General features: G+C 72.8%; 21 protein-coding genes. 7 read left to right on the top strand and 14 right to left on the bottom strand.

From position 1 onward, the window contains the following. Window positions 1-127: 127 nt before the first annotated feature. Together PV364_RS21460 and PV364_RS21455 are read left to right on the top strand one after the other, a co-directional pair. Window positions 128-1324, top strand: a complete 1197-nt coding sequence (locus tag PV364_RS21460; RefSeq protein WP_319661751.1) for a MarP family serine protease — start codon at window positions 128-130, stop codon at window positions 1322-1324. Between the two features lie 244 nt (window positions 1325-1568). Further along, window positions 1569-2477, top strand: a complete 909-nt coding sequence (locus PV364_RS21455; RefSeq protein WP_319661750.1) for a DMT family transporter — start codon at window positions 1569-1571, stop codon at window positions 2475-2477. A gap of 62 nt (window positions 2478-2539) precedes the next feature. Here PV364_RS21455 and PV364_RS21450 read toward each other — a convergent pair whose 3' ends face one another. The 4 genes from PV364_RS21450 to PV364_RS21435 all read right to left on the bottom strand — a co-directional run bounded on the left by PV364_RS21450 (window position 2540) and on the right by PV364_RS21435 (window position 5639). Beyond that, a complete protein-coding gene (locus PV364_RS21450; RefSeq protein ID WP_319661749.1) occupies window positions 2540-3616 on the bottom strand; it encodes a glycerophosphodiester phosphodiesterase family protein in 1077 nt (358 codons plus the stop codon). Between the two features lie 257 nt (window positions 3617-3873). Next, window positions 3874-4068, bottom strand: a complete 195-nt coding sequence (locus tag PV364_RS21445; protein ID WP_319661748.1) for a DUF397 domain-containing protein — start codon at window positions 4066-4068, stop codon at window positions 3874-3876. Then, the gene (locus PV364_RS21440) at window positions 4065-4880 is read right to left on the bottom strand and encodes a helix-turn-helix transcriptional regulator (protein WP_319661747.1); all 816 of its coding nucleotides are present in this window, start codon (window positions 4878-4880) and stop codon (window positions 4065-4067) included. The genes PV364_RS21445 and PV364_RS21440 overlap by 4 nt, the downstream gene beginning before the upstream one ends. Window positions 4881-4949: 69 nt before the next feature. After that, window positions 4950-5639 carry a MerR family transcriptional regulator gene (locus PV364_RS21435; RefSeq protein WP_319661817.1) on the bottom strand — a complete coding sequence of 230 codons (690 nt, stop codon included), beginning with the start codon at window positions 5637-5639 and terminating at the stop codon, window positions 4950-4952. A 168-nt stretch (window positions 5640-5807) separates the two neighbouring features. Between PV364_RS21435 and PV364_RS21430 the strand changes: the two genes are divergently transcribed. From PV364_RS21430 to PV364_RS21415, 4 genes are all read left to right on the top strand, one after another. Continuing rightward, window positions 5808-7319: an NAD(P)/FAD-dependent oxidoreductase gene (locus tag PV364_RS21430; RefSeq protein WP_319661746.1), complete on the top strand. Its 1512-nt coding sequence runs from the start codon at window positions 5808-5810 to the stop codon at window positions 7317-7319. Next, window positions 7316-8248, top strand: a complete 933-nt coding sequence (locus tag PV364_RS21425; RefSeq protein ID WP_319661744.1) for an alpha/beta hydrolase — start codon at window positions 7316-7318, stop codon at window positions 8246-8248. Before PV364_RS21430 ends, PV364_RS21425 begins: the two co-directional genes overlap by 4 nt. After that, window positions 8245-9138 (top strand): SDR family oxidoreductase, encoded by an 894-nt coding sequence (locus PV364_RS21420; protein ID WP_319661743.1) that lies wholly within the window; start codon window positions 8245-8247, stop codon window positions 9136-9138. Before PV364_RS21425 ends, PV364_RS21420 begins: the two co-directional genes overlap by 4 nt. A gap of 98 nt (window positions 9139-9236) precedes the next feature. Continuing rightward, on the top strand, window positions 9237-9500 hold the full coding sequence (locus PV364_RS21415; protein WP_319661742.1) for a hypothetical protein: 264 nt from the start codon (window positions 9237-9239) through the stop codon (window positions 9498-9500). Between the two features lie 566 nt (window positions 9501-10066). Here PV364_RS21415 and PV364_RS21410 read toward each other — a convergent pair. From PV364_RS21410 to PV364_RS21400, 3 genes are all read right to left on the bottom strand, one after another. Then, on the bottom strand, window positions 10067-13438 hold the full coding sequence (locus PV364_RS21410; RefSeq protein ID WP_319661741.1) for a S41 family peptidase: 3372 nt from the start codon (window positions 13436-13438) through the stop codon (window positions 10067-10069). A gap of 73 nt (window positions 13439-13511) precedes the next feature. After that, the gene (locus PV364_RS21405; RefSeq protein ID WP_319661740.1) at window positions 13512-14708 is read right to left on the bottom strand and encodes a serine hydrolase domain-containing protein; all 1197 of its coding nucleotides are present in this window, start codon (window positions 14706-14708) and stop codon (window positions 13512-13514) included. Window positions 14709-14830: 122 nt separating this feature from the next. After that, the gene (locus tag PV364_RS21400) at window positions 14831-16486 is read right to left on the bottom strand and encodes an FAD-binding dehydrogenase (protein ID WP_319661739.1); all 1656 of its coding nucleotides are present in this window, start codon (window positions 16484-16486) and stop codon (window positions 14831-14833) included. Between the two features lie 116 nt (window positions 16487-16602). Between PV364_RS21400 and PV364_RS21395 the strand changes: the two genes are divergently transcribed. Next, window positions 16603-17385, top strand: coding sequence for an SDR family NAD(P)-dependent oxidoreductase (locus PV364_RS21395; RefSeq protein ID WP_319661738.1), 783 nt, complete (start codon window positions 16603-16605; stop codon window positions 17383-17385). A 947-nt stretch (window positions 17386-18332) separates the two neighbouring features. On the opposite strand, the gene PV364_RS21390 is transcribed toward PV364_RS21395, so the two are convergent. The 7 genes from PV364_RS21390 to PV364_RS21360 form a co-directional block, all read right to left on the bottom strand. Next, on the bottom strand, window positions 18333-19121 hold the full coding sequence (locus PV364_RS21390; protein WP_319661737.1) for an ABC transporter permease: 789 nt from the start codon (window positions 19119-19121) through the stop codon (window positions 18333-18335). Continuing rightward, entirely contained in the window at window positions 19118-20065 is a 948-nt protein-coding gene (locus tag PV364_RS21385) for an ATP-binding cassette domain-containing protein (RefSeq protein WP_319661736.1), read from the bottom strand. The genes PV364_RS21390 and PV364_RS21385 overlap by 4 nt, the downstream gene beginning before the upstream one ends. Window positions 20066-20080: 15 nt before the next feature. After that, window positions 20081-20752 (bottom strand): DUF4097 family beta strand repeat-containing protein, encoded by a 672-nt coding sequence (locus PV364_RS21380; RefSeq protein ID WP_319661735.1) that lies wholly within the window; start codon window positions 20750-20752, stop codon window positions 20081-20083. 203 nt (window positions 20753-20955) lie between these two features. Further along, window positions 20956-21798, bottom strand: coding sequence for a DMT family transporter (locus tag PV364_RS21375; protein WP_319661734.1), 843 nt, complete (start codon window positions 21796-21798; stop codon window positions 20956-20958). Then, window positions 21795-22283: a YbaK/EbsC family protein gene (locus PV364_RS21370; RefSeq protein ID WP_319661733.1), complete on the bottom strand. Its 489-nt coding sequence runs from the start codon at window positions 22281-22283 to the stop codon at window positions 21795-21797. Before PV364_RS21370 ends, PV364_RS21375 begins: the two co-directional genes overlap by 4 nt. Before the next feature lie 43 nt (window positions 22284-22326). Next, the gene (locus PV364_RS21365; protein ID WP_319661732.1) at window positions 22327-23949 is read right to left on the bottom strand and encodes a penicillin-binding transpeptidase domain-containing protein; all 1623 of its coding nucleotides are present in this window, start codon (window positions 23947-23949) and stop codon (window positions 22327-22329) included. Window positions 23950-24132: 183 nt separating this feature from the next. Beyond that, window positions 24133-26544, bottom strand: a complete 2412-nt coding sequence (locus tag PV364_RS21360) for a SpoIIE family protein phosphatase (protein ID WP_319661731.1) — start codon at window positions 26542-26544, stop codon at window positions 24133-24135. Window positions 26545-26608: the final 64 nt, after the last annotated feature.

The raw sequence follows: 26608 nt of genomic DNA, 5'->3' as shown, positions 1-26608 counted from the left end.
GCCGGAACCGGGCCGTTCGTATGGCTTTTCGGGCAGAGAGTGCGTGCGGTGCGACACAAAAGGGAACCGATGGTCGGTTAATGTGCGTTTTTACGGGTCCATACGGTTTCGGGGAAAGGCCTCTCGGTTGAACCTGCTCGACCTGTTGCTGCTCGTGCTGACGGTCGCCTACGCGGTCGCCGGTTACCGGCGAGGACTGGTCGCGGGCACCATCTCGCTCGCGGGCTTCCTCGGTGGCGCCGTGATCGGCGTGTGGCTGCTGCCGTACGTGCTCCAGTACGTCGAGCCGGGCACCTCCCGCGCCACGCTCGTCGCCCTGCTCACCGTCCTCATCCCGGCGGCCGCGGGCCACGCCGTCGCCTCCGGGGTCGCCTGGAAGGTACGCACCGGACTGGACTGGGGGCCGCTGCGCTGGCTCGACGGTGTCGGCGGGGCGGCCGCGAACGCGGTGGCGGTGCTGCTGGTCGCCTGGGTCGCCGCGAGCGTCCTGGTGACCGCCTCGTCCAGCGTGCTCGCCCAGTCGATCCGCGGCTCCGCGGTGCTCGGCGCTGTCCAGGACACCATGCCGCGGCAGGCGCCCAGCTGGTTCAGCAGCGCGTCCAGCGCCCTGGCCCAGGCCGGCTTCCCGCAGGTCTTCAACCCCTTCGAGTCCGAGCCCGTCAACGGGGTGCCCGCGCCGTCCGGCGACAGCGTCACCGAGGCCGCCTCACGGGCCGCCGCCCGCAGCACGGTGAAGATCGAGGGCATCGCCTTCGTGGACGGCCGCCGCCAGGGCCAGGAGGGCACCGGCTTCGTCTACGCCGACGAGCACGTCATGACCAACGCCCACGTCGTCGCGGGCGTCGACAGCCCCGCCGTCCAGATCGGCGGCGCCGGGCGCGCGTACCGGGCCACGGTCGTGCTCTTCGACCCCGGCAAGGACGTCGCGGTCCTCAACGTGCCCGGGCTGCGCGCCCCCACCCTGGACTTCACCGACGCCGCCGAGCGCGGCGACGGCGCGGTCGTGGCCGGATACCCCGAGGACGGCGGCCTGGACCTGCGGGCGGCGACCGTGGCCGGCCGCATCCGCGCCACCGGCCAGGACATCTACGGGGACGGCATCGTGACCCGCGACATCTACCAGGTGCGCTCGGTCGTGCGCCCCGGCAACTCGGGCGGCCCGCTGCTGGACACCACGGGCCACGTCTACGGGGTCGTCTTCGCCCGCTCCACCACGGACTCCACCACCGGCTACGTCCTCACCGCCGACGAGGTCCGCGACGACGCGCGCCGCGCCGCGGCCGCCACGCAGGCCGTGGACACCGGCAGCCGCGCGGCCCTGTGAGGCCGGGCGGTGCCCGCGCCGCGCCGCGGCCGCCACGCAGGCCGTGGACACCGGCAGCCGCGCGGCCCTGTGAGGCCGGGCGGTGCCCGCGCCGCCGACGTTAGACTGAGCCTTTGACCGGAGATTCCGGATCTGCCCCGTATCTCGGTATTGCGGCGGTCCGTGAGCTCCGGGGGCCGTGGGCGTACACGGCCCGTGCCGGACCAGGTCGAGCCAGCGGAGGCACGGAAGTGGTGCAGCCGACATGATCCTGTCGGTCCTCTTCGCCGTGATCGCGGCGTGCAGCAACGCGCTCGGGACCGTGCTGCAACGGCAGGCGGTACTGAAGGTCCCCGCCTCCACCTCGCTGCGCCTCGGGCTCATGCGCGACCTGCTGCGCACCCCGGTCTGGCTGGCCGGCATCCTCGCGGTCGTCGGCGCCGCGGTCTTCCAGGCACTCGCCCTCGGCACCGGCTCCCTGGCCACCGTGCAGCCGGTCTTCATCCTGGAACTGCCGCTGGCCCTGGTGATCGGCGGGGCCGTCTTCCACGTCGACCTCTCGCACAAGGCGTGGCTCTGCGTCGGGTGCATCGCCGTGGGCCTGGGCGTCTTCCTGTTCTCGCTGGCGCCCACCGGAGGACGCGAACAGGTGCCGGGGATCTGGTGGGTGCCGACGCTGCTCATCGTCGGCGGGCTGGGCGCCGCACTGGTGGTGGCCGGGCTGCGGCGTCCCCTCGGCCTGACCCGTGCGGCCTGCCTCGGTGCGGCGGCGGCCGTGGGCAACGCGCTGACCGCCGCGCTGATCAAGTCGTCCATGGACATCCTGGGCCACCAGGGCATCGCGGCCTGGCTGCTGTCCTGGCAGACCTACGCCTTCGCCGCCACGGGCGGCTTCTCCCTCTTCCTGCTCGGCACCGCCATGCAGGGCGGCCCGCTCATCGCCTCCCAGCCCGCCCTGACGCTCTGCGACGCCGTGGCGGGCTTCGCCCTCGGGGTGGTCCTGTACGGGGAGCAGCCGCGGACCGGGCTGTGGCTGGCGCCCGCGGTGCTGGGCTTCGCCCTGCTCACCTACGGCGTCTTCGCGCTCTCCCGCACGCAGTGCCTGTACAAGTGCGTCCACCCCGAGGAGAACGCGCCGGTGGCCGCGGGCCAGCCGGCCGGGTCGCCCATGTGAGCGTGCGTACGCCCCCGGAACCGCGCGGCTCCGGGGGCGTATCCGTGCAGGGGCGCCGGTCGTCAGTGGCGGGGCGCCTTGTAGGCGCGGGGCAGCCGCATGCCGCGCTCGGCCATGATGTCGCGGACCCGGTTCGGGTAGTCCGTGATGATGCCGTCGATGTTCATGTCGAGCAGCGCCTTGATGGTGGCGGGGTCGTCACAGGTCCACGGGACGACCCGCAGGCCGCGCCGGTGGGCGTCGTCCACCATCTTCTTGTTGACGTAGAACGTGAAGTTGGGGTCGGCGACGGTGCCGTTCTGCGGCAGGCCGTAGACCGGCGAGAGCGCCGTGACGCCGGGGATGGAGGCGGCGGCCTTGACGAAGTCGCCGTCGTAGTCGTCGGCGTCGATGCCGCCGAGCCACGGGGAGGCGCCGGGCTTGCCGACCTGCAGGAAGTCGAAGTTGGTGAGCGCCACCAGCGGGTACTTCGGCGCGAGCTTGTGCATCTCGTTCAGCGCGCCCCAGTCGAAGGACTGAATGGTGACCTGCTTCTCGATGCCCGAGCGGTGGATCTCCTCGAAGACACGCCGCACGAACAGCTCGCGGGGCGCGGTCTGCGTGGGCGCGCCGGCCTCCACCTTGGTCTCGATGTTGAGCTTGACCTTGTTGGCCCGGTAGCTCTTGACCAGGTTCAGGACGTCCTTGAGCTCCACCATGCGGAAGCCCTTGATCTGCTCCTGCTCGGGGAAGCCGGGCAGCTGCTGGTAGCCGCAGTCCATGGTCTTGATCTGGGCCAGGGTCAGGTCCTTGATGTACTTCCCGACGTAGGGGTACATCGGGTCGCCCGGCGTCACCGGAGCGGTGTCCTTGCACTTCTGCGCGCTGATCTGCCGGTCGTGGTTGACCACGACCTTCTCGTCCTTGGTGACGTGGGTGTCCAGCTCCAGGGTGCTCACACCGAGGCGCAGCGCCTTGCCGAAGCCCTCCAGCGACTCCTCGGTGGTCATGCCGAGGCCGCCGCGGTGGGCCTGCAGGTCGAAGTGGTTCTTCTGGGACGGAACGTGGTGGTGATGGTGGTCCGTGGCCGCCTGGGCGGTCGCGGGGACCACCAGCGCGGGCACCACTGCCAGGGCGGCGACTGCATGCCGGAGGGACATTTATACCTCGTCTACTTCGGGCGAACTGAACTTCGCGAAGGTAGGACGCAGGCAAAGCCCGCACCAAGCATCGGTATGAGGACATGGTGAACGCCCGGGGAACGGTCGCCCCCGGGCGCCGGTCGGAAGGGGGCCTTCCTCCGCGGTCCGGCGCGCCGTCGTGGGCCGCCACGCGCCTGGGCGGGGGCCCGCAGGCGTACGAGCCGGCCGGTCAGCGCCCTGGGCGCGGTCGCCACGTGCCGGCCGCATTCGGTGACCTACGTGGCCTCGGGGCCCGCCGCGGCGGCGAACGCGACGAACGCGGCCCACGCGTCGGGCGGGAACGTGAGCATGGGCCCGTTCCGGTCCTTGGAGTCCCGCACGTGCACGGCGGTCGCGCCCGACGCGACTTCGACGCACTGTCCGCCGTCATCGCCGCTGTAGCTGGACTTGAACCACACGAGTGCGCTCACAGCTCGCCCGCAATCTGCTCGATGGCCTTCGCCGAATCCTCGGGGGTGAGGGCCTGCGCCCGGATCATGCCGTACCGGTGGTACAGGTCGCTGACCCTCTCGCGATCGTCGCTCAGATACCCCCCGACCTGTCCCTCAGCGTAAGCCAGCCACTGCCGTTCGGCGGTTTCCAGGAACGTGAAAGGGCCGTTGAATCCGGCCACGGACTCGTAGCGCGTCGGCATGACCTGGACCTGCACGTTCCGGCGCTTCCCGACCTCCAGGAGGCGTTCCAACTGGTCCTTCATGACCTGCCGTCCGCCCACGGGCCGGCGCAGCAGCCACTCCTCCAGGACGAACGACAGCATGCACACCGGCTTCCGCGTGATGAGCGCCTGGCGGGCGAGCCGGCCCTCCGTCCAGCGGTCGATCTCGTCCTCTTCGAGCGGCGGGCAGCGGGCGTTGAACACCGCGCGCATGTAGGCCTCGGTTTGCAGCAGCCCGTTGACCACGTGCGCGTCATAGAAGCCGATGCTGGCCGCCCGGGCCTCCTCGTCCGCGTACTCGCCGTACCCCGCGGGCAGCTTCTCGCGGGACAGGTGCGGCGCGACCGCCCGCAACGCGCCCGCGCAGCGGAGCAGTTCCTCCGCCTTGTCGATGAAGGCCTTGCTCGCGAGGCGCTCGCCGGACTCGATCTTGACGGCCAGCGATTTCGAGTAACCCGTGTGCGCGGCCAGTGCGTCGAGGGTGACGCCCCGGCCCTCGCGGAGGGCCTTCAAGAGGTCGCCGAAGATCGCCATGCTCACGGAGCGCTTGTCATCGGACACCGCCACGCCAACCCCCGTCCGTGCCACCGCAGTCACTCTGGGTAACGGTAGTCCTCCGGAGGGCGGCGCGCGGGGCTATCCCTTGAGTTCCTCGCGCAGTCGGCGGTCCATCGCCAGGGCGAGCTCCGCCTCGACGACGGCTTTCACCAGCGGGCGCAGCCGGGCTATCGCCTCCGTGAGGCGGGTGGTGTCGCCGGTCTGGAGGCCGGTCTCGGCGTCTGGGAGGACGTGGGCGCGGGCGAGTTCCACGAAGAGTTCGGCGAGCAGGTCCATGCGGTGGCGCATGTCGCGGCCGGCGGCCAGCACCTCGGCGAGCGGGATGCCCTCCTTGACCAGCGCGGACGAGGCCTCCAGCAGGCGGCGGCTGACGTGTACGACGTCGTCGCCGTCGACGGCGATGTAACCGATGTCCAGGGCGGTGGCCAGGTTCTCTGCGGTGGCCTGCTCCCCGTAGAAGTCGGCCAGCCCCTCGGGGGTCAGCCGCAGCGGTTCCTCCTCCGACCAGGGGGTGTTCAGGGCCGGGTCCAGGCCCAGCAGCTCGCCGACGTCACGGCGGCCGCTCTCCCAGGCGTCCATCAGCTCGGCGATGCCGCCGAGGGTGTGGCCGCGCTCCAGCAGGGCCGTGATCGTGCGGAGCCGGGCGAGGTGGTGCTCGTTGTACCAGGCGATGCGGCCCTCGCGGCGCGGGGCGGGGAGCAGTTTGCGCTCCCGGTAGAAGCGGACGGTGCGGACGGGCACTCCGGCGGCCTGGGCCAGTTCGTCCATCCGGTACTCGCGCTCGTGCGTTGCCACGCCCGCCAGCCTATGCGGTGGGCCGGGGCAACTCGCGCGGTCGGACCTCTACCGCTGGTAACGCGTTCTGGTCTACGCTCCGAACCATGCCAGTGAACACTGGCACGATCAGGCTCAGGGGCGGCACCGAGAGGCGGCGGCATGGCCGAGCGCACAGAACACGTACGGGTGGCAGTCATCGGATCCGGCTTCGGCGGCCTCGGCGCAGCGGTGCGGCTGCGCCGGGAGGGGATCACCGACTTCGTCGTGCTGGAGCGGCGCGACTCCGTCGGCGGCACCTGGCGCGACAACAGCTATCCGGGGTGCGCGTGCGACGTGCCCTCGCACCTGTACTCCTTCTCGTTCGCGCCGAACCCGGAGTGGCCGCGCACCTTCTCCGGCCAGCCGCACATCCGGGCCTATCTGGAGCGCGTCGCCGACACCTTCGGCCTCCGTCCCCATCTGCGGCTGGACACCGAGGTGCGCCAGGCCCGCTGGGACGGCGAGGCGCGGCACTGGCACATCACCACCTCGCGCGGCGAGCTGACCGCAGACGTCCTGATCTCGGCGGGCGGCCCGCTGTCCGACCCCAGGCTGCCGGACATCCCGGGCCTTGACGCCTTCCCGGGCGCGGTCTTCCACTCCTCGCAGTGGGACCACGACTACGACATCAAGGGCAAGCGCGTCGCCGTGATCGGCACCGGGGCCTCCGCCATCCAGATCGTGCCGGCGATCCAGCCCGAGGTGGAGAGCCTGACCGTGGTGCAGCGGACCCCGCCGTGGGTGATGCCGCGCATGGACCGGGACATCACCCGGGCCGAGCGGTGGCTGCACGGGAAGGTCCCGGCGACCGCCAGGGCGCGGCGCGGAATGCTCTGGCTGCTGCGCGAGTTGCAGGTGGGCGCCTTCACCAAGCGCCCGGCGCTGCTGGGGGGCGTGCAGCGGCTCGCCCTGTCGCACCTCGCCAAGGCGGTCAAGGACCCGGTCCTGCGCGCGAAGCTCACCCCTGACTACCGGATCGGCTGCAAGCGCATCCTGCTGTCCAACGACTACTACCCGGCGCTCACCAGGTCCAACACCGAGGTCGTGGCCTCCGCGCTCAGGGAAGTGCGCGGCTCGACGATCGTCATGGCCGACGGCACCGAGCGCGAGGTAGACGCCATCGTCTTCGGCACCGGCTTCCACGTCACCGACATGCCCATCGGCGACCGGGTCCTCGGCGCCGACGGGCGGACGCTGGCCGAGCACTGGAAGGACGGGATGGCCGCGCTGCGCGGCTCCAGCGTCGACGGCTTCCCCAACCTGCTGTTCGTCATCGGGCCCAACACCGGCCTCGGGAACAGCTCGATGATCCTGATGATCGAGTCCTCGCTCAACTACATCGCCGACTACCTGCGGGCCCTGGACACCACCGGCGCCGCCGCGCTGGACGCCAGGCCGGATGCCGTGCGGTCGTGGAACGAGGAGGTGCAGCGCCGCATGGTCCGCACCGTGTGGAACACCGGCGGCTGCGTCAGCTGGTACCTGGACGACCAGGGCCGCAACACCACCGTCTGGCCGGGGACGACCGCCGGGTTCCGGCGCGCCACCCGCCGGGTGAGGCTCGACGAGTACACGATCGTGACCGCCGGCGCCCCCGAGCAGCGCCCGGCCCCTGTGGAGGTGGCTTCGTGACCAGCGGCGTCTTCGACCTGCCCAAGGCCCGGCACGCGCACTTCGTGCGCTCCGCCGACGGCACCTCGATCAACGTGGAGGAGTACGGCCCCGAGCCGGGCACGGCGCCGACCGTCGTGCTGATCCACGGCTGGACCTGCAACACCCGGTTCTGGGCGCCGCTCGTCCACGAACTGGCCGGTGAGTACCGGGTCGTGGCGTACGACCAGCGCGGTCACGGCCGCAGCGGGACGCCGCGGCGCGACGGCTACGGCACCGACGCGCTCGCCGACGACCTGACCGCGGTACTGGAGTCCGTGCTCGCCTCCGACGAGAAGGCGGTGCTGGTCGGTCACTCCATGGGCGGCATGACGGCGATGGCGGCGGGCGACCGGCCGGCGATCCAGTCCCGTACCGCCGCGCTGCTGCTGGCCAGCACCGGCAGCGGGCGGCTGCTCGCCGAGACGCTGGTACTGCCGCCGCGGGTGCGCGCCAAGCGGGTGCGCGACGCCTTCCACCGCTTCCTGCTGATCAGCGCGGCGCCGCTGGGGCCGCAGTCCGCGGTGACCCGCGCGGCCCTCAAGTACGGGATCCTCGGCCCGGATTCGAGCCCGGAACTGGTCGCCGCGACGGCGCGGATCGTGCACGCCTGCGGGCGCAGGCAGCGCGCGGCGTGGGGGCGGGTGCTGGCCGGGCTCAACCTGGACGCGGGAGTGGCGGCGCTGCGCGTACCGACCGCCGTGCTGGTGGGCACCGACGACAAGCTGACCCCGCCGGTGCACGCCCGGGGGCTGGCCGCACGGCTCTCCCACTTCGCCGGTCTCACCGAACTGCCGGGCCTCGGCCACATGACGCCGCTGGAGGCACCCGCCGCGGTCGCGGGCGTCGTCCGCACCCTGATCACGGACCATCTGCGGCCGCAGGCGCAGGTCAAGGAGGAGAAGGCATGAGCAGGTCGCTGAACGGCCAGGTCGTGGTGGTGACCGGCGCCGCCCGCGGGGTCGGCGCACTGCTGGCCCGCACCCTCGCCGCGCGCGGCGCCCGTCTGGCGCTCGTCGGGCTGGAGCCGGACGAACTCAAGGCGGTCGCCGCGGAGATCGGCTCCGGCACCGGGCACTGGACGGCCGACGTCACCGACCGGGACGCGATGGCGCGCGTCGCCGGGGAGGTCGTGGAGCGCTACGGACGGGTCGACGCGGTGGTCGCCAACGCCGGTGTGGCGACCGGGGGTCCGTTCCTCGACGTGGACGCGGCCGACTTCGACCGGGTCATCCAGGTCAATCTGCTGGGTGGTGTCGCCACCGCACGCGCCTTCCTGCCGGCGCTCATCGCCTCGCGCGGCTATCTGCTCCAGATCGCCTCGCTCGCCGCGATCGCCCCGGCGCCGCTGATGACCGCGTACTGCGCGAGCAAGGCGGGCGTCGAGGCGTTCGCGCACTGCCTGCGCGCCGAGGTGGGCGCCAAGGGCGTGAAGGTCGGCGTGGGGTACCTGAGCTGGACCGACACCGACATGGTGCGCGGCGCCGACGAGGACGACGTGATGCGCGCGGCCCGCCGCAGGCTGCCGTGGCCGGCCAACCGCACGTACCCGCTGGAGCCGGCCGTGGAGCGCATCGCGGACGGCGTCGCGCGCCGCTCGCCGCACGTCTACGCCCAGTGGTGGCTGCGCGGCATGCAGTCCGTGCGCGGTTACCTGCCGGGGCTGATCGGCGGCGCCATCGGGCAGCGCGAAATGCGCCGCCTGGAGCCGAGGATCGCGGCGGCGGGCGGCATACGGCACGGGCTGGTCGGCCCTGGCGGCGCGGCCGATGAGCGTGCGCGGTCCGAAAAGGCACTCTGACCAGCACTGTTCACGCAGCGCGTTCGTCCGAAATGCGTAGCGTGTCCGGACGTGTCAGCCTGGTCGAGGCCCAGTCCACACATCACGAAGGAGTGATCATGGGCAAGAACGACCCCACGCGTAGCAAGGCCGGGCAGCAGCGCCAGCAGGACCGCCCGCAGGAGCGGATCGGCCAGACCCGGGACAAGTCCCAGGGCATGACCGACGAGCAGATGCGCCAGCAGGGCGAGCAGGGCAGGACGCAGCAGCGGCAGCCCGGCCAGGGTGGTCAGTCCGGCAAGCAGTCCCCGCAGTCCTCGCCGAAGGGCACCGGTCGCGAGCAGTCCGCGATCCGGGACGAGCGGCAGCACCGGGACCACTGACCCGCGTGGTTCAGGCGTGAGCGCCGAGGGGCGCGCCCGTGAGGGCGCGCCCCTTCCCGTGTCCGTGCCTCGGGGCCGCGTTCCGGGCCGCGGTGGCCGAGCCGGGTACGCCGAGCCGGGTACGGGGGAGGGCCGTTGACGTCCGGCGGCGGGCGGTCCCGTGCGGGGGCCCACGCGGTGGTGCCGCCCGGGAGCGGGCGCACCGCCTCGAAGCGGCCGGGGCCGCGGGTGCGCGCGGCGCCGAGCGGAGTACGGCGGGGGTTGTCGGCGTCCGGGGGGTGCTTCCGGAGGGCGGGCGCACCGCCTTGAAGCATGTCGTCCGTGCCGCGGTGGGTGCGGCGAACGAACGGCAGGGGCCGCGGGGCCGTCCTTCAGCGGTAGGGGCCGGCGGTCCGGGGGCGGGAGGTTCCGTGCCGTGACCGTGGTGGGCGGGCGGGCCCGGCGGGGGCGCGGGCGGCGAAGCGGGCTCGGCGGGGAGCCGTTGGCGTGCTGCGGGCGGGGCGGTCGCGGTGGGCGGGACGGCGTCCCGGGCACCACCCTGAGCGCTCCGGGCGCCGCGGCGTCCTTCAGCGGCGCGGGGGAAGCGGGGGGCGGCGGCGGTCGGGGCGGTCTGACAGGTCGGGCGGTGTCGCGGGGGGATGCTTCTCCAGCAGGTCCAACGCGGTCTGGACCGCCACCTCCACATCGGTGCGCCGGCCCTCCGCCCAGTCCAGCGGGGTGCGGATGCAGGGGATGTCCGGCTCCACGCCGTGGTTCTCCACCGACCAGCCGTACGCCTCGAACCAGGCCGCGTTCATCGGCACCGTGATGACCGTGCCGTCGCCCAGCCGGTGCCGCCCGGTCATGCCCACCACGCCGCCCCAGGTGCGGTGGCCCACCACCGGGCCGATGGACAGCAGCCGGAAGGTCGCCGTGATCATGTCGCCGTCGGAGGCGGTCGCCTCGTCGGCCAGCGCAACGATGGGCCCGCGCGGCGCGTTGCCCGCGTAACTCACCGGCTGCGCGTCGCGGATCCAGTCCCAGCCGAGGATCTTGCGGGTCAGGCTCTCCACCACCAGGTCGCTGATGTTGCCGCCGGCGTTCCCGCGCACGTCGACGATGAGCGCCGGGCGCACGACCTCCATCCGCAGATCGCGGTTGAACTGCGCCCAGCCGGAGCCGCCGAGGTCGGGGATGTGCAGATAGCCGCACTTGCCTTCGCTCAACTCCCTCACCACCGCGCGGCGTTTGGCCACCCAGTCCTGGTAGCGCAGCGGGCGCTCGTCCACCAGCGGCACGACCGCGACCCGGCGCGGGGGGCCGTCGCCGGGCGGTGTGAACGTCAGCTCCACCGTGGTGCCGCCCGCCGCCGACAGCAGCGGCCCGGGACCGGCGACCGGGTCCACCGCGCGGCCGTCGACGTGGGTGAGCGTCGCGCCCTCCAGGATGCCGGTGCCGGCCAGCGGCGAACGCGCCCTGGAGTCCGAGGACTCGCCGGGCAGGATGCGGCCCACGACCCACCGGCCGTCCTTGGTGTGGGCGAAGTTGACGCCCAGCAGGCCGATCGGCCGCTGGTAGTGCGGCGGCCCCTCGTTGCGCCGGGCCGGGGCGACGTACGCGTGCGAGGTGCCGAGCTCGCCCAGCACCTCGCGCAGCAGGTCGGCGAACTCGTCCGGGGTGGAGACCTGTTCGACCAGGGGGCGGTACTGGTCGAGCACCGCGGGCCAGTCGATGCCGCACATGTCAGGGGCCCAGAAGTAGTCGCGGATGATCCGCCCGGCCTCCGCGTACGCCTGGCGCCACTCGGCGGGCGGGTCGGCCTCGTGCAGCACCCGCCGCATGTCGACGTAGACGGTGGAGTCCAGGTCGCCCGGCTCGTAGGCGGGCACGACCGTCAGCTCGCCCTCGTCGAAGACCACCAGGTGCGTGCCGTCGCCGCTGACCCGGTACCAGTCCATGTGCCGCACCAGCTCGACCCGCTTGGACTTGGCCAGGCCGAAGTACTCCAGCGTCGGCCGGGCCGAGGGGTCGGTCGGATTGACGAACGTCTCGCCGAGCGCGCCGGAGATCGGCCAGCGCAGCCACGTCAGCCCGCCGCGCACCGCCTCCAGCGAGCTGTACTTGGAGGCCGGCACCGGGAACGGCGTCACCCGCATCGGCAACCCGGCGGCCTCCACCGCCAGCGGGCCCTCGGCGAAGTCCGTCGGGTCGAGACCGCCGCCGGCCGGCCGGCCCTCCACGGGCAGCGCGAAGGGCGACGGCGTCGCCGAGTGCAGCGGCACCAGGTGCGGGCGGCAGCCCAGCGGGAAGGACAGGTCGCCGGTGTGCACGTCGTACACCGGGTCGAAGCCGCGCCAGGACAGGAAGGCCAGATAGCGGCCGTCACGGGTGAAGACCGGCTGCTCGTCCTCGAACCGGCCGTTGGTGACGTCGATGACCGTGCGCTCCCCGCTCTCGGGGTCCGGCACCAGCCGGGCGATCCGGATCTTGCGCAGCGAGCGGCCGACCACCGGCTGGGACCAGGCGATCCACGCCGAGTCCGGGGAGAAGGCCAGGTCGCGCACGGGGCCGTTGTCCGAGCGGACGAGTTCGGTGACCGCGCCCGTCTCCGCGGAGACCATCAGCAGCCGCCCGTCGTGGGCCGCGACCGCCATCGTCTCGCCGTCGGGGGAGGGCACGAGTTCCTGCACCCGGCCGATCTCCCCGCAGGCCAGTCGTGCGCCGCCGCTGTGGCACGGGGCGCGCGCGCCCTCGCCGGCCGTCCCGTCCTCCTCCGCACCGGCCGGCGCGTTCCCGCCCGCCTCCTCGGTCGCCCGCAGCGCCTGCGCCACGGCGTCGTCCTCGTCGGCGATCTCGGCCACGGCCAGCGCCGCCGGCCGGCCCGGCAGCGCCGCGATCTCGATCGCGTCCTCGCCGTCGGCGTCCGTGACGAAGGCGATCCGGCCGGTGTCACCCAGCATCGCCGGCAGCCGGACCCGCGAGCCGGGCTCGTCGGAGATGGTGCGGGCGGGGCCGTCGCGGTGCGTGAGCCAGTACAGGCTGCCGCGCACGCACACCGCGCTCGCCCGGCCCGTGCGGTCCACGGCCAGCCCGTCCAGATAGGCGGCCGCCGGCACCTGGTAGGGGCGCCGCCCGGCCCGCGTACCGCCGAGGTCGATGTCCAGGCGCCGCGGTGCCGAGTCGGGGGTCAGCTCGTCGACCATCCACAGCCCGCCCGCGCACTGGTAGACCACCCGCCGGCCGTCGGTGGCCGCGTGGCGGGCGTAGAAGTCGGCGTGGTCGGTGTGGCGCCGCAGGTCCGTGCCGTCGGGCCGGCAGGAGTAGAGGTTGCCGATGCCCTCGTGGTCGCTGAGGAAGGCGATCCGCTCGCCCACGAACATCGGCGACTCCAGGTGCCCGCCGATGTCCGGCACCAGCAGCTCGCCCTGCAGCCACAGCCGGCCCGTCGCCCCGCCCCGGTACCGCTTCCACGAGGCGGGCTCGTGCGGCGCGGTCGCCGACAGCAGCAGCGTCTGGTGCTCGCCTGCGGCGCTGTCCCGCACGGCGACGTCCGACACCGGCCCCCACGGCAGCCGGCTGCCCGGGCCGCCGTCGGCGCGGACGGCGTACCCCCACGTGTAGTGCGAGAACGGCTCACCGTGCGAGGAGACGGCCAGAATCCGGCCGTCCGGTGTCCAGGACCGCACGCGGGTGTCGGGGCTGCCCCAGTAGGTGAGCCGGCTCGCCTGCCCGCCCTCCACCGGTGCGAGATGGACCTCGGGGTCCAGCGAGCGCCAGCTGTTGAAGGCGATCACCGAACCGTCCGGCGAGAAACGGGGATGGCCCACCCGGGTCCGGTCGGCCGTCACCCGCCACGCGCGCCCCTCGTCCAGGGGCGCGACCCAGATGTCGTCCTCGGCGACGAAGCACAGCCGTTCACCGTGGACATGCGGAAACCGGAGGTACGCGGCGTCGCTCACCCATCCATCGTTCGCGGGTCCCGGGGCCCGGGCAACTCGTGGCGACCCGTGCCGGCGTCCGCGCCGCCCCGCGTCAGCGCAGGCACTCCCGTACCGCCCGCACCAGCGCCTGGGCACGCGGGTCGGCGGTGACGTTCTTCTGCATGCCGTTGGTGACGTAGCCGAAGCCGATCCCGGCGTCCGGGTCGGCGAAGCCCAGCGAGCCGCCCCGGCCGGGATGCCCGAAGGAACCGGGGGACAGGAAGGGCGAGGACGGGCCGTGCAGCATGTAGCCCAGGCCGAAGCGGGTGTTCACCACCAGGACCCGGTCGGGGCCCTCCGACTCGGCCGTGCGCGCCGAGGTGAGCGTCGCCGGGGCGAACAGCCGGGGACCGCCGTCCTCCAGGCCGCCGACCAGGGCGGCGTAGAAGCGGGCCAGCGAGCGCGCGGTGGCGATGCCCGCGGACGCCGCGAGCTCCGCGGCACGGTAGGCGGGGTCGTTCTCGTCCGGCAGCGGGTCGATGGCGCCGAACGCCTGCCGGGTCAGCGACCGGGGGTTGTCGTACGCCTCGGTGACGCTGCGCTTGGGCCGCGCGCGCAGCCCCGCCGCCGGGGGCGCCTCCGGGGCCCGGATCGCGGCGATCCGGCCGACCCGCGCCTCCTGCCCGGCCGGCAGGCCCACCCACAGGTCCAGGCCCAGCGGACGGGCGATCTCCTCCGCCACGTAGCGGCCGACCGAGCGCCCGCCGCTCGCGCGCAGCACCAGCTCGCCTATCAGCCAGCTGTAGGTCATCGCGTGGTAGCCGTGGTCGCCCCCCGGCACCCAGAACGGCGCCTGCGCGGCGAGCGCCCGCGGGCCGCTGACACCGTCCATCGCCTGCGCCGGGGTGAGCGGGGTGTCCAGCGCGGGCACGCCCGCCCGGTGCGCCAGGGCGTCGCGCACCGTCACCCGCTCCTTGCCGGCCGTCTTGAACTCCGGCCAGTACGTCCCGACCGGGGCGTCCAGGTCGAGCTGCCCGCGCTGGTGCAGCAGGAGCAGGCATGCCGAGGCCACGCCCTTGGTCGCGGAGCGGACCACCTGCGCGGTGTCCTCCGCCCACGCGGCCCCGGACCCCGCCCCGGTCCCGTCGCCGTCCGCGTCCGCCGCGCCGGCCCACAGGTCCACGACCTTCCGGCCGTCCCGGTACAGCGTCACCGCCGCGCCGAGCTCCCCGCGCTCCTCGAAGTTCCGGACGAAAGCCTCCCGGACCGGCTCGAAACCGTCCGCCACCGCTCCCAGGACGTCCACCACTGCCCGTACTCCCGCCTTGCGCCGCCGCTCTTGCTCCCCTCCATGGTGCCTCCCGCGCACGGCGTCCCCGGACCGGGGTCGCACACCGGTACGACCGGACAGGGCGAGGGGCGGGCCGCCGCTCAGGCGGTGGCCGCGGCCGCCGCGCGGCCCGCGGTACGGCCGGAGAAGATGCAGCCGCCGAGGAACGTGCCCTCCAGCGAGCGGTATCCGTGCACCCCGCCGCCGCCGAAGCCGGCCGCCTCGCCCGCCGAGTACAGGCCCGGCAGCGGCTGCCCGTCGGCCCGCAGCACCCGGCTGTCCAGATCGGTCTCCAGGCCGCCGAGCGACTTGCGGGTCAGGATGTTCAGCCGCACCGCGATCAGCGGGCCGGCCTTCGGGTCCAGCAGCCGGTGCGGGGTCGCGGTGCGGCTCAGCTTGTCGCCGAGGTAGTTGCGGGCCCCGCGGATCGCGGTGACCTGGAGGTCCTTGGTGAAGGTGTTGGTGATCTCCCGGTCGCGGGCCGTGATCTCGCGGCGCAGCGCGGCCTCGTCGATCAGGTCGTCCTCGGTGACCGCGTTCATCCCGCGCACCAGGGCGGACAGGTCGCTCTCGACGACGAAGTCCACGCCGTGCTCCTTGAACGCCTCCACCGGGCCGGGCGCGCCCGGCAGCACCCGGCGCAGCACCTCGCGCACGCTCTTGCCGGTCAGGTCCGGGTTCTGCTCGGAGCCCGACAGCGCGAACTCCTTCTCGATGATCTTCTGGGTGAGGACGAACCACGTGTACTCGTGGCCGGTCCGCATGATGTGCTCCAGCGTGCCGAGCGTGTCGAAGCCGGGGAACAGCGGCACCGGCAGCCGCCTGCCCGTCGCGTCCAGCCACAGCGAGGACGGGCCGGGCAGGATGCGTATGCCGTGCCGGGCCCAGATCGGGTTCCAGTTCTCGATGCCCTCGGTGTAGTGCCACATCCGGTCGCCGTTGATCAGATGGCCGCCCGCCTGCTCGGCGATGCCCAGCATCAGGCCGTCCACGTGCGCCGGGACGCCGGAGAGCAGCTTGCGCGGCGGCGTGCCCAGCCGCTCGGGCCATGCCTTGCGCACCAGGTCGTGGTTGCCGCCGATGCCGCCCGAGGTGACGATCACCGCCTGCGCCCCGAGCCGGAACTCCGAGCGGACCTCCCGCGAACTCGGCCTGCCGCGCTCGGCGTCGCTGTCCACCAGCACCTCGCCCGCCACACCGTCCACGGCCCCGCCGGTCGTGGTCAGCGCCGTCACCCGGTGCCGGAAGCGCAGCTCCACCAGGCCCTTGGCGACGGCCTCCCGCACGCGGCGCGCGAACGGCGCCACCACCCCCGGGCCGGTGCCCCACGTGATGTGGAAGCGCGGCACCGAATTGCCGTGCCCGGTGGCCAGGTAACCGCCGCGCTCCGCCCAGCCGACGAGCGGGAAGAAGCGCAGCCCCTGCGCGTGCAGCCACGAGCGCTTCTCGCCGGCGGCGAAGTCCACGTACGCCTCGGCCCACTCGCGCGGCCAGCGGTCCTCGGGGCGGTCGAACCCGGCGGTGCCCATCCAGTCCTGCAGGGCCAGTTCCCGGTCGTCCTTGATGCGCATCCTGCGCTGCTCGGGCGAGTCCACGAGGAAGAGGCCGCCGAACGACCAGAACGCCTGCCCCCCGAAGTTGGACTCCGGCTCCTGATCGAGCAGGATCACCTTCCTGCCCGCGTCGGCCAGTTCCGCGGTGGCGACCAGCCCGGCCAGTCCCGCTCCGACGACGACGACGTCCGCGTCCAGCGCCATGGGTGTGCCTCTCCGCTCCCTTTTGGTGTGCGTGCACGTTACGCTACGCGCGAGTAGGGGGGCGAGAGGGGGCGCGGGGCGAAATGGCGTCCCGCGAGCGGCGGAAGGACACGCGCATGCGCAGGTTCGAAGGACACGTCGCCGTCGTCACCGGAGGCGGGCAGGGCATCGGCGCGGCCACCGCGCGGCGGCTGATGTCCGAGGGCGCCGCGGTCCTCCTCGCCGACCTCGACGGGGAGCGGGCGGCGGCCACGGCGGCCGCGCTCACGGAGCACACGGACGGTGGCGGCGTGGCCGGCGCGGTCGCCTGCGACGTCGCGGACCAGGAGGCGGTCGACGCGGCCATGGCCCACGCCGTCGAACGCTTCGGGCGGCTCGACGTCCTGGTCAACAACGCGTACGCGTGCCATGTGGACCCCCCGCTCTTCGAGGACCTCCTCGACGCGGACTGGTACGAGGACATCGAGATCACCCTCACCGGCGCGATGCGCTGCGCGCGGGCGGCCCTGCCGTACCTGGCGGAGGCCGGGGGACGCGGCGCGATCGTGAGCATCGGCTCCGTCAACGGGCACATGAACTTCGGCAACCACGCCTACAGCGCCGCCAAGGCGGGCCTCGCGTCGCTCACCCGCACCCTCGCGGTGCACGCCGCGCCGCGCGGCGTCCGCGTCAACCTCGTCGCCCCAGGGACGGTCCGCACGCCCGCGTGGGACGGGCGCGAGGACGACCTCGACCGCATCGCGGAGATCTATCCCCTCGGGCGGGTCGGCGAGCCGGAGGACATCGCGTCGGCGGTGGCGTTCCTCGCGTCCGGGGACGCGGCGTGGGTGACGGGGGTTGTGCTGCCGGTGGACGGGGGCGTGCTCATCCACAACGTGGGGTTCCGCGGCCGCGCCTGACGCTTCGCGTCCGGACCGGTTTTTCCCCCGCCCTCCCGCCCGTGTGCCCTGTGAAGTCAGTGACCCCGGCGCGCGTTTCGTGGGGGCCGGGTGCGGGGCCTCCGGGGCTGGCCATTCTGGACAGCACATTTAGGTGCCTCGGGTACCTGTCGTTGATCACCCCGGGTCATGCACCCAAATATGCTCCACAGTCCAGAACACCCACCCCTCCGACCCCGCCCCCTCCGTTTCGTCATGCGCCTGATCCCCGGAGGGGGGTAGAAGCGGCACCGTGCCCGGGCCACCCGTTGGCGCAGCGCGGCCGGGTGGGGCAAAGGATCACCCCGCAATCGTGCTGATGCGCCAGGCCACCATCCCAGCAGCGCCGGGCTCCCCGGTGGCGTCGATCTCAAAGGTCCCCGGCGCGCAGTCACGCGGCAGGGCCTGACGGACCGGGAGGCTCGACCCCAGCGAGAGGTCGACCTACGCCTTCCCGGCGCAGACGACCATCACTACGTACGACTTGCCGGGCGGCAGCGTGGTGCTCTTCCACTTGCTTGCTGTCCCGCGCCCGTTCAGCGTGATGAGGCGGAACCTACTCACGCCTCGGGATGGTTGCCGAAGGTTCGTCATTCCGCTGAGCTGAATCTGAGTTCCGGCGTTTGCCCCCGCGCTGCGCCAACGGATGGCCCGAGCACGGTCCCCCTCAATACCCCCACCGGGGATCAGGCGCGGACACAACGGAGGGGGCGGGGTCGTAGGGGTGGGTGTTCTGGACTGTGGAGCATATTTGGGTGCATGACCCGGGGTGATCAGCGGCGAGTGCCTGAGGCACCGAAATGTGCTGTCCAGAATGGCCAGCCCCGGAGGCCCCGACCCCGGCGCCCAAGGAAACGGGCGCCGGGGTGCGTGACTTCACGGGGCACTCGGGCGGGCGGGCGGGGAAAAAACCGCTCAACGGGCGACGTCTACTTGGGGTCGCGTCGGAAGGATGCCGTCGACCAGCGATAGCCCAGCACCGTGAGCACCGCGCACCAGCCGGCCGCGAGCCACCCGTTGGAACCGATCTCCGTCCCCAGCAGCAACCCCCGCAGCGTCTCGATGGCCGGCGTGAACGGCTGGTACTGGGCGATCGGCTGGAACCAGCCCGGCATCGCGTCGATCGGGGTGAACGCGCTGGAGATGAGGGGCAGGAGGATCAGCGGCATCGCGCTGTTGCTGGCGGCCTCCGCGTTGGGGCTGGCCATGCCCATCCCGACCGCGATCCAGGTGAGCGCCAGGGCGAAGAGGGCGAGCAGGCCGAACGCGGCGAGCCACTCCAGGGCCGTGGCGTCGGTGGAGCGGAAGCCGATGGCGACGGCGACCGCGCCGACCAGGACGACGCTGGCGACGGACTGCAGGACGCTGCCGACGACGTGCCCGATGAGCACGGACCCGCGGTGGATCGCCATCGTGCGGAAGCGGGCGATGATCCCCTCGGACATGTCGGTGGCCACGGAGACGGCCGCCCCGATGACAGTGCTGCCGATGGTCATGAGCAGGATGCCGGGGACGACGTAGGCGATGTACGCGGAGCGGTCGGCGCCACCACCCATGCCGGCGCTGATGACGTTGCCGAAGATGTAGACGAAGAGCAGCAGCAGCATGACCGGGGTGAGCAAGAGGTTCAGGGTCAGGGAGGGGTAGCGGCGTGCGTGCAGGAGGTTGCGGCGGAGCATGGTGGTGGAGTCGCGGACGGCGAGGGTGAGGGTGCTCATCGGACGGTCTCCCTGATGGCTGCGGTGGTGTCGGTGAGGGCGAAGAAGACGTCGTCGAGATCGGGGGTGTGGACGGTGAGTTCGTCGGCGTGGATGCCGGCGGTGTCGAGGGTGTCGAGGAGGGTGCGCAGGGCGTGCTGGCTGCCGTCGCTGGGGAGTTGGAGGGTGAGGGCTTCGGTGTCGTGGGTGGCGGTGGGCAGTGCGGTGGCGGCGTGGTGGTAGGCCGCGGGGTCGGTGAAGCGGAGGCGGACGTGGCCGCCGGGGATGAGGCGTTTGAGTTCTTCGGCGGTGCCTTCGGCGGCGATGGTGCCGTTGTGGAGGACGGCGATGCGGTCGGCGAGTTCGTCGGCTTCCTCGAGGTACTGGGTGGTGAGGAAGACGGTGACGCCGCTGGTGACGAGTTCGCGGATGATCTGCCACATGTTGTGGCGGGAGCGGGGGTCCAGGCCGGTGGTGGGTTCGTCGAGGAAGATGATGCGGGGGTTGCCGACCAGGGTCATGGCCAGGTCGAGGCGGCGTTTCATGCCGCCGGAGTAGGTGGAGGCGGGTTTGCCGGCGGCGTCGGTGAGGTCGAAGCGGGCCAGGAGTTCTGCGGCGGTGCGGCGTCCTTCGGGCCGGGGCAGGTGGTGCAGGTCGGCCATGAGGAGCATGTTCTCCTCGCCGGTGATCAGGCCGTCGACGGCGGAGAACTGCCCGGTGACGCCGATCGCGGCGCGTACCGCCTGCGGGGCGGTGGCCAGGTCGTGCCCCGCGACCTGGGCCTGTCCGCCGTCCGCGGAGATCAGGGTGGAAAGGATCTTGACGGCGGTGGTCTTGCCCGCGCCGTTCGGCCCGAGCAGAGCGAAGATCGTTCCTTCCGGGACGGCCAGGTCGATCCCGTCGAGGACGGTCTTGTCGCCGTAGGACTTGCGCAGCCCGTTCGCCGCGATGGCCACGTTGGTCATGAGGGGTGCTCTCCTTTACAGGCTGCGGGCGGTGATGTCGCCGTAGGCGGTGGTCGCGTGGATGGTCAGGCCGGCGGTGCCGCCGTCGGTGTTCTTGAGCGTGTTGTGGATCCGCCCGTGGGCGGTGCCGGCGTCCAGGGAGGCGGAGACCCCGTGGGCGGCGCCGACCGAGATCTCGCCGTGCTCGGTGCGCAGGGTGACGGTGCCCTGGACGGCCTCGGTGATGTGGATGTCGCCCTGCTGGACGCTGATCTCCGCGGGGCCGCCCAGGCGGCCGACCGAGATGTCGCCGGCGAGGACGGTGAGGCGGGCGCTCCCGGTCTCGTCGAGCTTGACCGTGGCCTGCTGGCCGTCGAGGACGACGTCGCCGAGCCGGCCGACGCCCCGGAGGTCGGCACTCGCCGCCTTCGCCTCGACGCGTGAGCCGGCGGGCAGTTGGACGGTCACCTCGACTGATCCGGAGGCGCCGAGGACCCGGTTGCCCGCGGCCCGGGCGTCGATGCGCAGGACGCCGTCGCCGTAGGCGACCTCGGTCCGCTCCGCCGCCTTCACGTCGCGGCTCTTGGAGGCGTCCGCGGGCAGGATCTCGACCGTGGTGTCGGACCGGTCGGCGGCGATGAACCGGACGCGTCCCGCGGGGACGTCGAGGACGACGGAGACGGGGGCGGGGGTGTCGAACTTCTGCATCGTGCGCTCCTTGATTCGCTGTTTCCGATGTGGGAAACGCTACGTTGCATTCATTAATCTTGCAATGAAGTTGTTGCGCCAAATCGGCGTTGTTGCAGGTAAAGTCAGGGAAATTGTTGCAATGGATTTGATGTCAATGCAACGGGGTTGAGAGCACACTTGTTGCAATGGATGAGAAGTGAACGCTCTGCGCGGACCAGCCCTCAGGAGTGCAGCATGAGTCCGATGCCCGCGACGACCACCAGGGACGCGACGATCCGCGGGCGCCCGAGGCGTTCGCGGAAGAACACCGCGCCGATGACCGCGCCCGCGATGATCGACGTCTCGCGGAGGGCGGCGATGGGGGCCAGCTCGCCGCGGGTCTGGGCCCACAGGACGAGCCCGTAGGCGGAGACGGAGAGGGCGCCGCTGAGGAGGCCGCGCCCGGCGACGGGGCGCAGTTGGGGCAGCAGGGCCGCGCGGCGCACCGCGAAGGCGGTGCCGGCCAGCACGATGCCCTGGAGGAGCAGGAGCCACGCGACATAGCCGAGGGCGGTGCCGGAGGCACGGACACCCACGCCGTCGACGACGGTGTACGCCGCGATCGTCAGGCCGGTGCCGACGGCCGCGCCGAGCGCGGGCCAGTCGGGGCCGCGTCCGCGCATGCCCCACAGGGCGGTGCCGGCCAGCCCCGCGGAGGCGACGGCGACGCCCGCGGCCTGCCAGGCGTCCGGCACCTCGCCGATGAACACGGCCGCGAGCAGGGTCACCACCATGGGGGCGACGCCGCGGGCGACGGGGTAGACCTGCCCGAAGTCGCCCAGGGTGAAGGACTTCATCAGCAGGTACATGTAGGCGAGATGGATGCCCACCGACGCCAGGAGGCAGAGCCACGCCCCGGACGCCGGCACCGGCGCGAACAGGGCGATGAGGGCGGCGCACAGCCCGCCGCCCGCGCCGACGAGGGTGAAGGCGGCGAACCGGTCGCCGATGCCGTGGGCGAGGGCGTTCCAGGAGGCGTGCGTCACCGCGGCGACCAGGACGGCCGCCGCTATGAGGGGGGTCACGCGGGGCGTTCGCGGACGTCGGCCAGGGTGGCTCCGGCGTGCCGGACGAGGTCGCCCGGGGCCATCGGGAAGACGGTGTGCGGGGTGCCGGCGGCGGCCCACACGGTCTCGTGCCGCAGCAACTGCCGGTCGGCCAGCACGGTGGTGCGGGTCCGGTGCCCGAAGGGGGGTACGCCGCCGATGGCGTACCCCGTCGTCTCGCGCACCAGGTCCGCGTCGGCGTGGCGGACGGCCGTCGCGCCCAGCTCCGCCCGGACCAGCTCCACGTCGACCCGCGAGGCGCCGTCCATGAGGACGAGCACCGGGGCGCCGTCCGCCTGGAAGATCAGCGACTTGACGATCTGACTGAGCTCGCAGCCGATCGCCTCCGCGGCCTGCGCCGCGGTGCGGGTCGCGTCCGGGAAGGAACGTACGGGGACCTCGAGCCCGAGTCCGGCGAGGGCCTCGGCGAACCGGGGGTGGGCGGCGGTGGCGGGGGTCTGCATGCCCGGAACGCTAGCCCGGTACGGGGGCCGGACGCCAAACCGTTTACGAGGAGGCCTTGAGCACGGACGCCACGATCGGCCCGGCGGAATCGCCTCCGTGGCCGCCCTCCAGCACCATGCCGGCGGCTGCGACGTCGTTGCGGTAGGCGAGGAACCACCCGTTCGGCTTCTCCTGGCCGCCGACCTCCGCCGAGCCGGTCTTCGCGCCGACGTCCCCGTAGACGCCGCTCATCGCCCCGGCGGCGGTGCCGCTCGACGCGGTGAGCCGCATCATCGACTTGAGGTTGCTCCGCACGCCGTACGGCAGCGAGCTGCCGGCCTTGGCGAGCGGTTCGCCGATGAGGCCGGCGGAGACCAGCCGGGGCTGGCGGAAGGTGCCGGTGTCCGCGGTCGCCGCCACGGCGGCCATGTTGAGGGGGCTCATCTGGATCTGGCCCTGGCCGATCATCTCCTCGGTCATCTCGTCGCCGCTGCCTCCGGGCACGCGGCCGTCCCAGGCCGGGACGCCGACGTTCCAGGTCTGGCCGAAGCCGTAGTAGCGCTGGGCGACGGTGGGCACGGAGGACTCGCTGAGGTTGCCCGCGAGCTTGATGAAGCCGGTGTTGCAGGAGATGGCGAAGTCCCGCTGGAAGGTCGCCGAGGGGTCGGACGAACTCTCCACGTTGTGGAACATCTTGCCGTTGTCGTAATTGGCGGTCGCCGGGCACGGCGCGGCGGTGCCGGGGCTGACGCCCTTCTCCAGCAGGGCCGTCGCGGTGAGGACCTTGAAGGTGGAGCCGGGCGCCACCTGGGCGTTGAACGCGTTGTTGTTGTCGGTGGACGGGTTGTTGGCGAACGCCAGGATCTCGCCCGTGCTCGCCTGCACCGCCGCGACCGACGACTGCGGCTTGCCCTTGACGGCCTGTTCCGCGGTCGCCTGGAGCCGCGCGTCGAGGGTGGTCCGCAGCTTGGCCGGGGTGCCCTTGGTGATGGTGTGCAGGGTCTGCCCGGGGCCGTCGCCGCCGTTGACCCAGGTCTCGATACCGGCCTTGCCGCCGCTGAGCTTGCTGCCGTACCGCTCGCGCAGTTGCGGCAGGACGGAGGCGAGCGAGGGGAGCTTGGCGGCGTCCAGGGTCTTGCCGGACCGGTCCACCACGACCACCTGCGGGGAGGGGGCCTCCCCGGTCACCAGGGACTGGCCTGCCGTCAGTTTCGGGTTCAGCACCGACGGTTCCCAGTCCACCAGTGGCTTGTGGGTGGTGGCGCCGCGGAAGACCGTGAGCGCGGAGCCGTACTTCCACGTGGAGGTCTTGCCCTGGTACGAGAGCGTGGCGACGACATTGAAGGGCACCACGCGGTCCACCGGGGTGCCGGGCGTCAGCTTCACCCGGGTCACGTGGGCCTCGGTGCGGTAGGCGGCCAGGGCCTCGCTCGCCGCGGTGGCGTCGTTGGTCAGGCTCCCGGCGGCCGCGGTGTCGCCCTTGGCCCAGGCAGCCAGGAAGTCGGCCGCCGTCTTGCGTACCTCGGCCGCGGACGGCGGCCCCGTTTCGACAGGCGCGGCCTGGGCCGTGAAGCCCCCGCCGCCGCCGTTCAACCCCTGGTAGAGGTTGTACGCACCGTAGCCCGCGACTCCCACCATCCCCGCGAACACCGTGCCGATGATCCCCGCCTTCACGCCTCGGCGCATGGCCGACCCTCCCCGTGATCCTCCTGAACGCGTTCAAAAAGCTGTGCAGCAAGCGCACTCTACGCTTCGCGGGTGACAACCGGGGCTTCTATCGGGTCACAGGTTCACCATCCGTCGCACGCCGGTAGGGCTCGTACGGCCCGGCGGAGTGCCCTGCCGGTCGGGGCACCGGCGGGGACATCCTCAGCACGGCGGGCCGGTGTAGCCGGGCGGCAACTCCAGTTCCGCCCAGACGCTCTTGCCCTCGGGGAAACTGCGGACGCCGAACCGTGAGGACAGTGCCGCGGCGACGGCGACGCCGCGTCCGGACTCGTCGGCCGGGGACGCCTTGTGGTGCTGCCGCGGCATGGAGCATCCGTGGTCGAAGACCTCGCAGACCAGGACCCGGTCGCGGATCAGCCGCAGCCGCACCGGTGCCAGTCCGTGGAGCACGGCGTTGGCGAGCAGTTCGCCGACGATCTGCTCCGCTGCGGGCACCAGGCGTTCCAGGCCCCAGTCGGTGAGCGTCCGCACGGCCGCGGCACGCAGGCCCGCGACCGCCGCGGGGTCCCGCGGCACCTGCCAGGTGGCGAACCGGCTCGGGCACAGCGTCCGGGTGCGGGCGATCAGCACCGCCACGTCGTCGTCCTGGCGGTGGTCGCCGAGCGTGCCCATCGCCATGGCGCACAGGTCCTCCAGCCCGGTCCCGGGCGGCTGGGTGAGCGCCCGGCGCAGGCGCTGCAGGCCGTGGTCGATGTCGTGCTCCCGGGTCTCGACCAGGCCGTCGGTGTACAGGACGAGGACGCTGCCCTCGGGCAGCTGGTGCGCGACCGGCAGGAACGACCGGGTGCCGATGCCCAGCGGCGCCCCGGAGGGGATGTCGAGGAAGGACACCTCGCCCGACGCCGGGTCGATGACCGCGGGCGGCGGATGGCCCGCCCGCGCCCCGACGCAGTACCGGGTCACCGGGTCGTAGACCAGGTACAGGCAGGTCGCGCCCATGAGCGCGGTGGGCGGCGCCCGGTCGTCGGACTCCTCAGTGAGGCGCACGAACAACTCGTCGAGGTTGGTGAGCAGTTCGTCGGGCGGCTGGTCCAGGGCGGCGAGGGTGATCACCGCGGTGCGCAGCCGCCCCATGGTCGCCGCCGCGTTGATGCCGTGCCCGACGACGTCCCCCACCACCAGGGCCACCCGGGCGCCGGACACCGGGATCACGTCGAACCAGTCGCCGCCGACGCCGCCCTCCGCGTCCGAGGGCAGGTAGCGGGACACCACGTCGACGGCGTTCCCGCCGTCCGGGTTGCTCGGCAGCAGGTTCCGCTGCAGCGCCAGGGCCGCGGTGTGCTCACGGGTGTAGCGGCGGGCGTTGTCCAGGCTCAGCGCGGCACGGCTGACCAGCTCCTCGGCGAGCGTCCGGTCGTTCTCGTCGAAGGGCAGCGGGTTGTCGGTGCGGACCATCACCGCGATGCCCAGGATCTCGTCGCGGGCGTGGATGGGCAGGATCAGCAGCGTGTGCATCCCAAGGGTCAGGATCCGCTCCCGGCGCCGCGGGTCGTGGTCGAGCCAGTTGCCGGGACCGGCGTCCAGGACGGTCTCCATATGGGACCGGCCCGAATGCAGGACCTCGATGAAGGGGGAGTCCGGCGGGACGAAGACGGCGCTCCCGCGCGGCCAGAGCGATTCCCGGAAGTCCTCGTGGATGGACATCTGCCCGGCGCGGAAGAAGGCCGGGACGTCCCCCTGCGCCGAGCCGAGCCGGGCGAGCGGGGCGTCGCCGAGCTCGACGGACTCCGCCAGGTCGACGGTGACGTAGTCCGCGAGCACCGGCACCAGCACGTCGGCCAGGTCCTGCGCGGTCTGCATGACGTCCAGGTGCGCGCCGATGCGCCGGCTCGCCCGGCTCAGCAGGGTCATCCGCTCCCGGGTCCGCCGGCTGCTGGTGACGTCCACATTGAGGGAGCAGACCCCCGGCCGGCCGTCGCGGGCGTTGGCGACGGGGAACACCGACAGCGCGTAGGCGCGGTGGCGGTAGTGGTCCAGCTGCTCCAGCTCGTGGTCGATCTCCGGTACGCCGGTGTCCAGCACCTTCTGCAGCAGCCGGGTGACCTCCCGGGTGTTGCGGTAGAGCGGCGACTCGTCCAGCCGCCGCCCGAGGCGCTGCTCGCGGGGCGTCCCGTAGGACCGGGCCAGGGCCTCGTTGAGCCAGGTCATGCGCAGGTCGGCGTCCCACACGGCCATCGGGAAGGGGCAGGCCTCGCCGACCGCCTCCAGCACCGAGGCCTCGGTGGTCGTCGTCGAGACCAGCCAGTCCACCTGCCCGTTCCGCCCCGGCAGCGGGGAGACCCGCAGCCCCACCGGGAACGGCCGGCCCTCGCGGTGCCGCAGCGCGACCGTGCCGGACCACCCGCCGGTGAAGTCGTGCGGCAGGTCGTCCACCTCGGCCAGCAGGTCGATGGCGGGGGTGCTCAGTACTTCCTCGGCCCGGTAGCCCAGCAGTCGGCGCGCGCTGTCGGTCCACCGGCTCAGGCGTCCGGCCGGGTCGATCACCGCCAGCGCGGTGCCGCCGCCGGTGTCGGCAGCGGCCGCATCGATTGCCTTGTCGTCGGGGCCTGTCATATGAGGTGGTCCAGTGGTCCCCGTGCCGGGGTTGAGCGCCTTTCCACGCTAGGGCGGCGGCGAG

This window comes from Streptomyces sp. MI02-7b (assembly GCF_033793585.1).
Classification (GTDB): domain Bacteria; phylum Actinomycetota; class Actinomycetes; order Streptomycetales; family Streptomycetaceae; genus Actinacidiphila.
The sequence above is the reverse complement of the archived record's forward strand: the minus strand, read 5'-3'. Positions and strand labels throughout refer to the sequence as shown.

Coding starts and splice junctions, on each gene's coding strand:
- PV364_RS21455 (WP_319661750.1), top strand. CDS start 1,569: ATGATCCTGTCGGTCCTCTTCGCCGTGATCGCGGCGTGCAGCAACGCG.
- PV364_RS21450 (WP_319661749.1), bottom strand. CDS start 3,616: ATGTCCCTCCGGCATGCAGTCGCCGCCCTGGCAGTGGTGCCCGCGCTG.
- PV364_RS21435 (WP_319661817.1), bottom strand. CDS start 5,639: ATGGACGAACTGGCCCAGGCCGCCGGAGTGCCCGTCCGCACCGTCCGC.
- PV364_RS21430 (WP_319661746.1), top strand. CDS start 5,808: ATGGCCGAGCGCACAGAACACGTACGGGTGGCAGTCATCGGATCCGGC.
- PV364_RS21420 (WP_319661743.1), top strand. CDS start 8,245: ATGAGCAGGTCGCTGAACGGCCAGGTCGTGGTGGTGACCGGCGCCGCC.
- PV364_RS21415 (WP_319661742.1), top strand. CDS start 9,237: ATGGGCAAGAACGACCCCACGCGTAGCAAGGCCGGGCAGCAGCGCCAG.
- PV364_RS21400 (WP_319661739.1), bottom strand. CDS start 16,486: ATGGCGCTGGACGCGGACGTCGTCGTCGTCGGAGCGGGACTGGCCGGG.
- PV364_RS21395 (WP_319661738.1), top strand. CDS start 16,603: ATGCGCAGGTTCGAAGGACACGTCGCCGTCGTCACCGGAGGCGGGCAG.
- PV364_RS21390 (WP_319661737.1), bottom strand. CDS start 19,121: ATGAGCACCCTCACCCTCGCCGTCCGCGACTCCACCACCATGCTCCGC.
- PV364_RS21385 (WP_319661736.1), bottom strand. CDS start 20,065: ATGACCAACGTGGCCATCGCGGCGAACGGGCTGCGCAAGTCCTACGGC.
- PV364_RS21380 (WP_319661735.1), bottom strand. CDS start 20,752: ATGCAGAAGTTCGACACCCCCGCCCCCGTCTCCGTCGTCCTCGACGTC.
- PV364_RS21370 (WP_319661733.1), bottom strand. CDS start 22,283: ATGCAGACCCCCGCCACCGCCGCCCACCCCCGGTTCGCCGAGGCCCTC.
- PV364_RS21365 (WP_319661732.1), bottom strand. CDS start 23,949: ATGCGCCGAGGCGTGAAGGCGGGGATCATCGGCACGGTGTTCGCGGGG.
- PV364_RS21360 (WP_319661731.1), bottom strand. CDS start 26,544: ATGACAGGCCCCGACGACAAGGCAATCGATGCGGCCGCTGCCGACACC.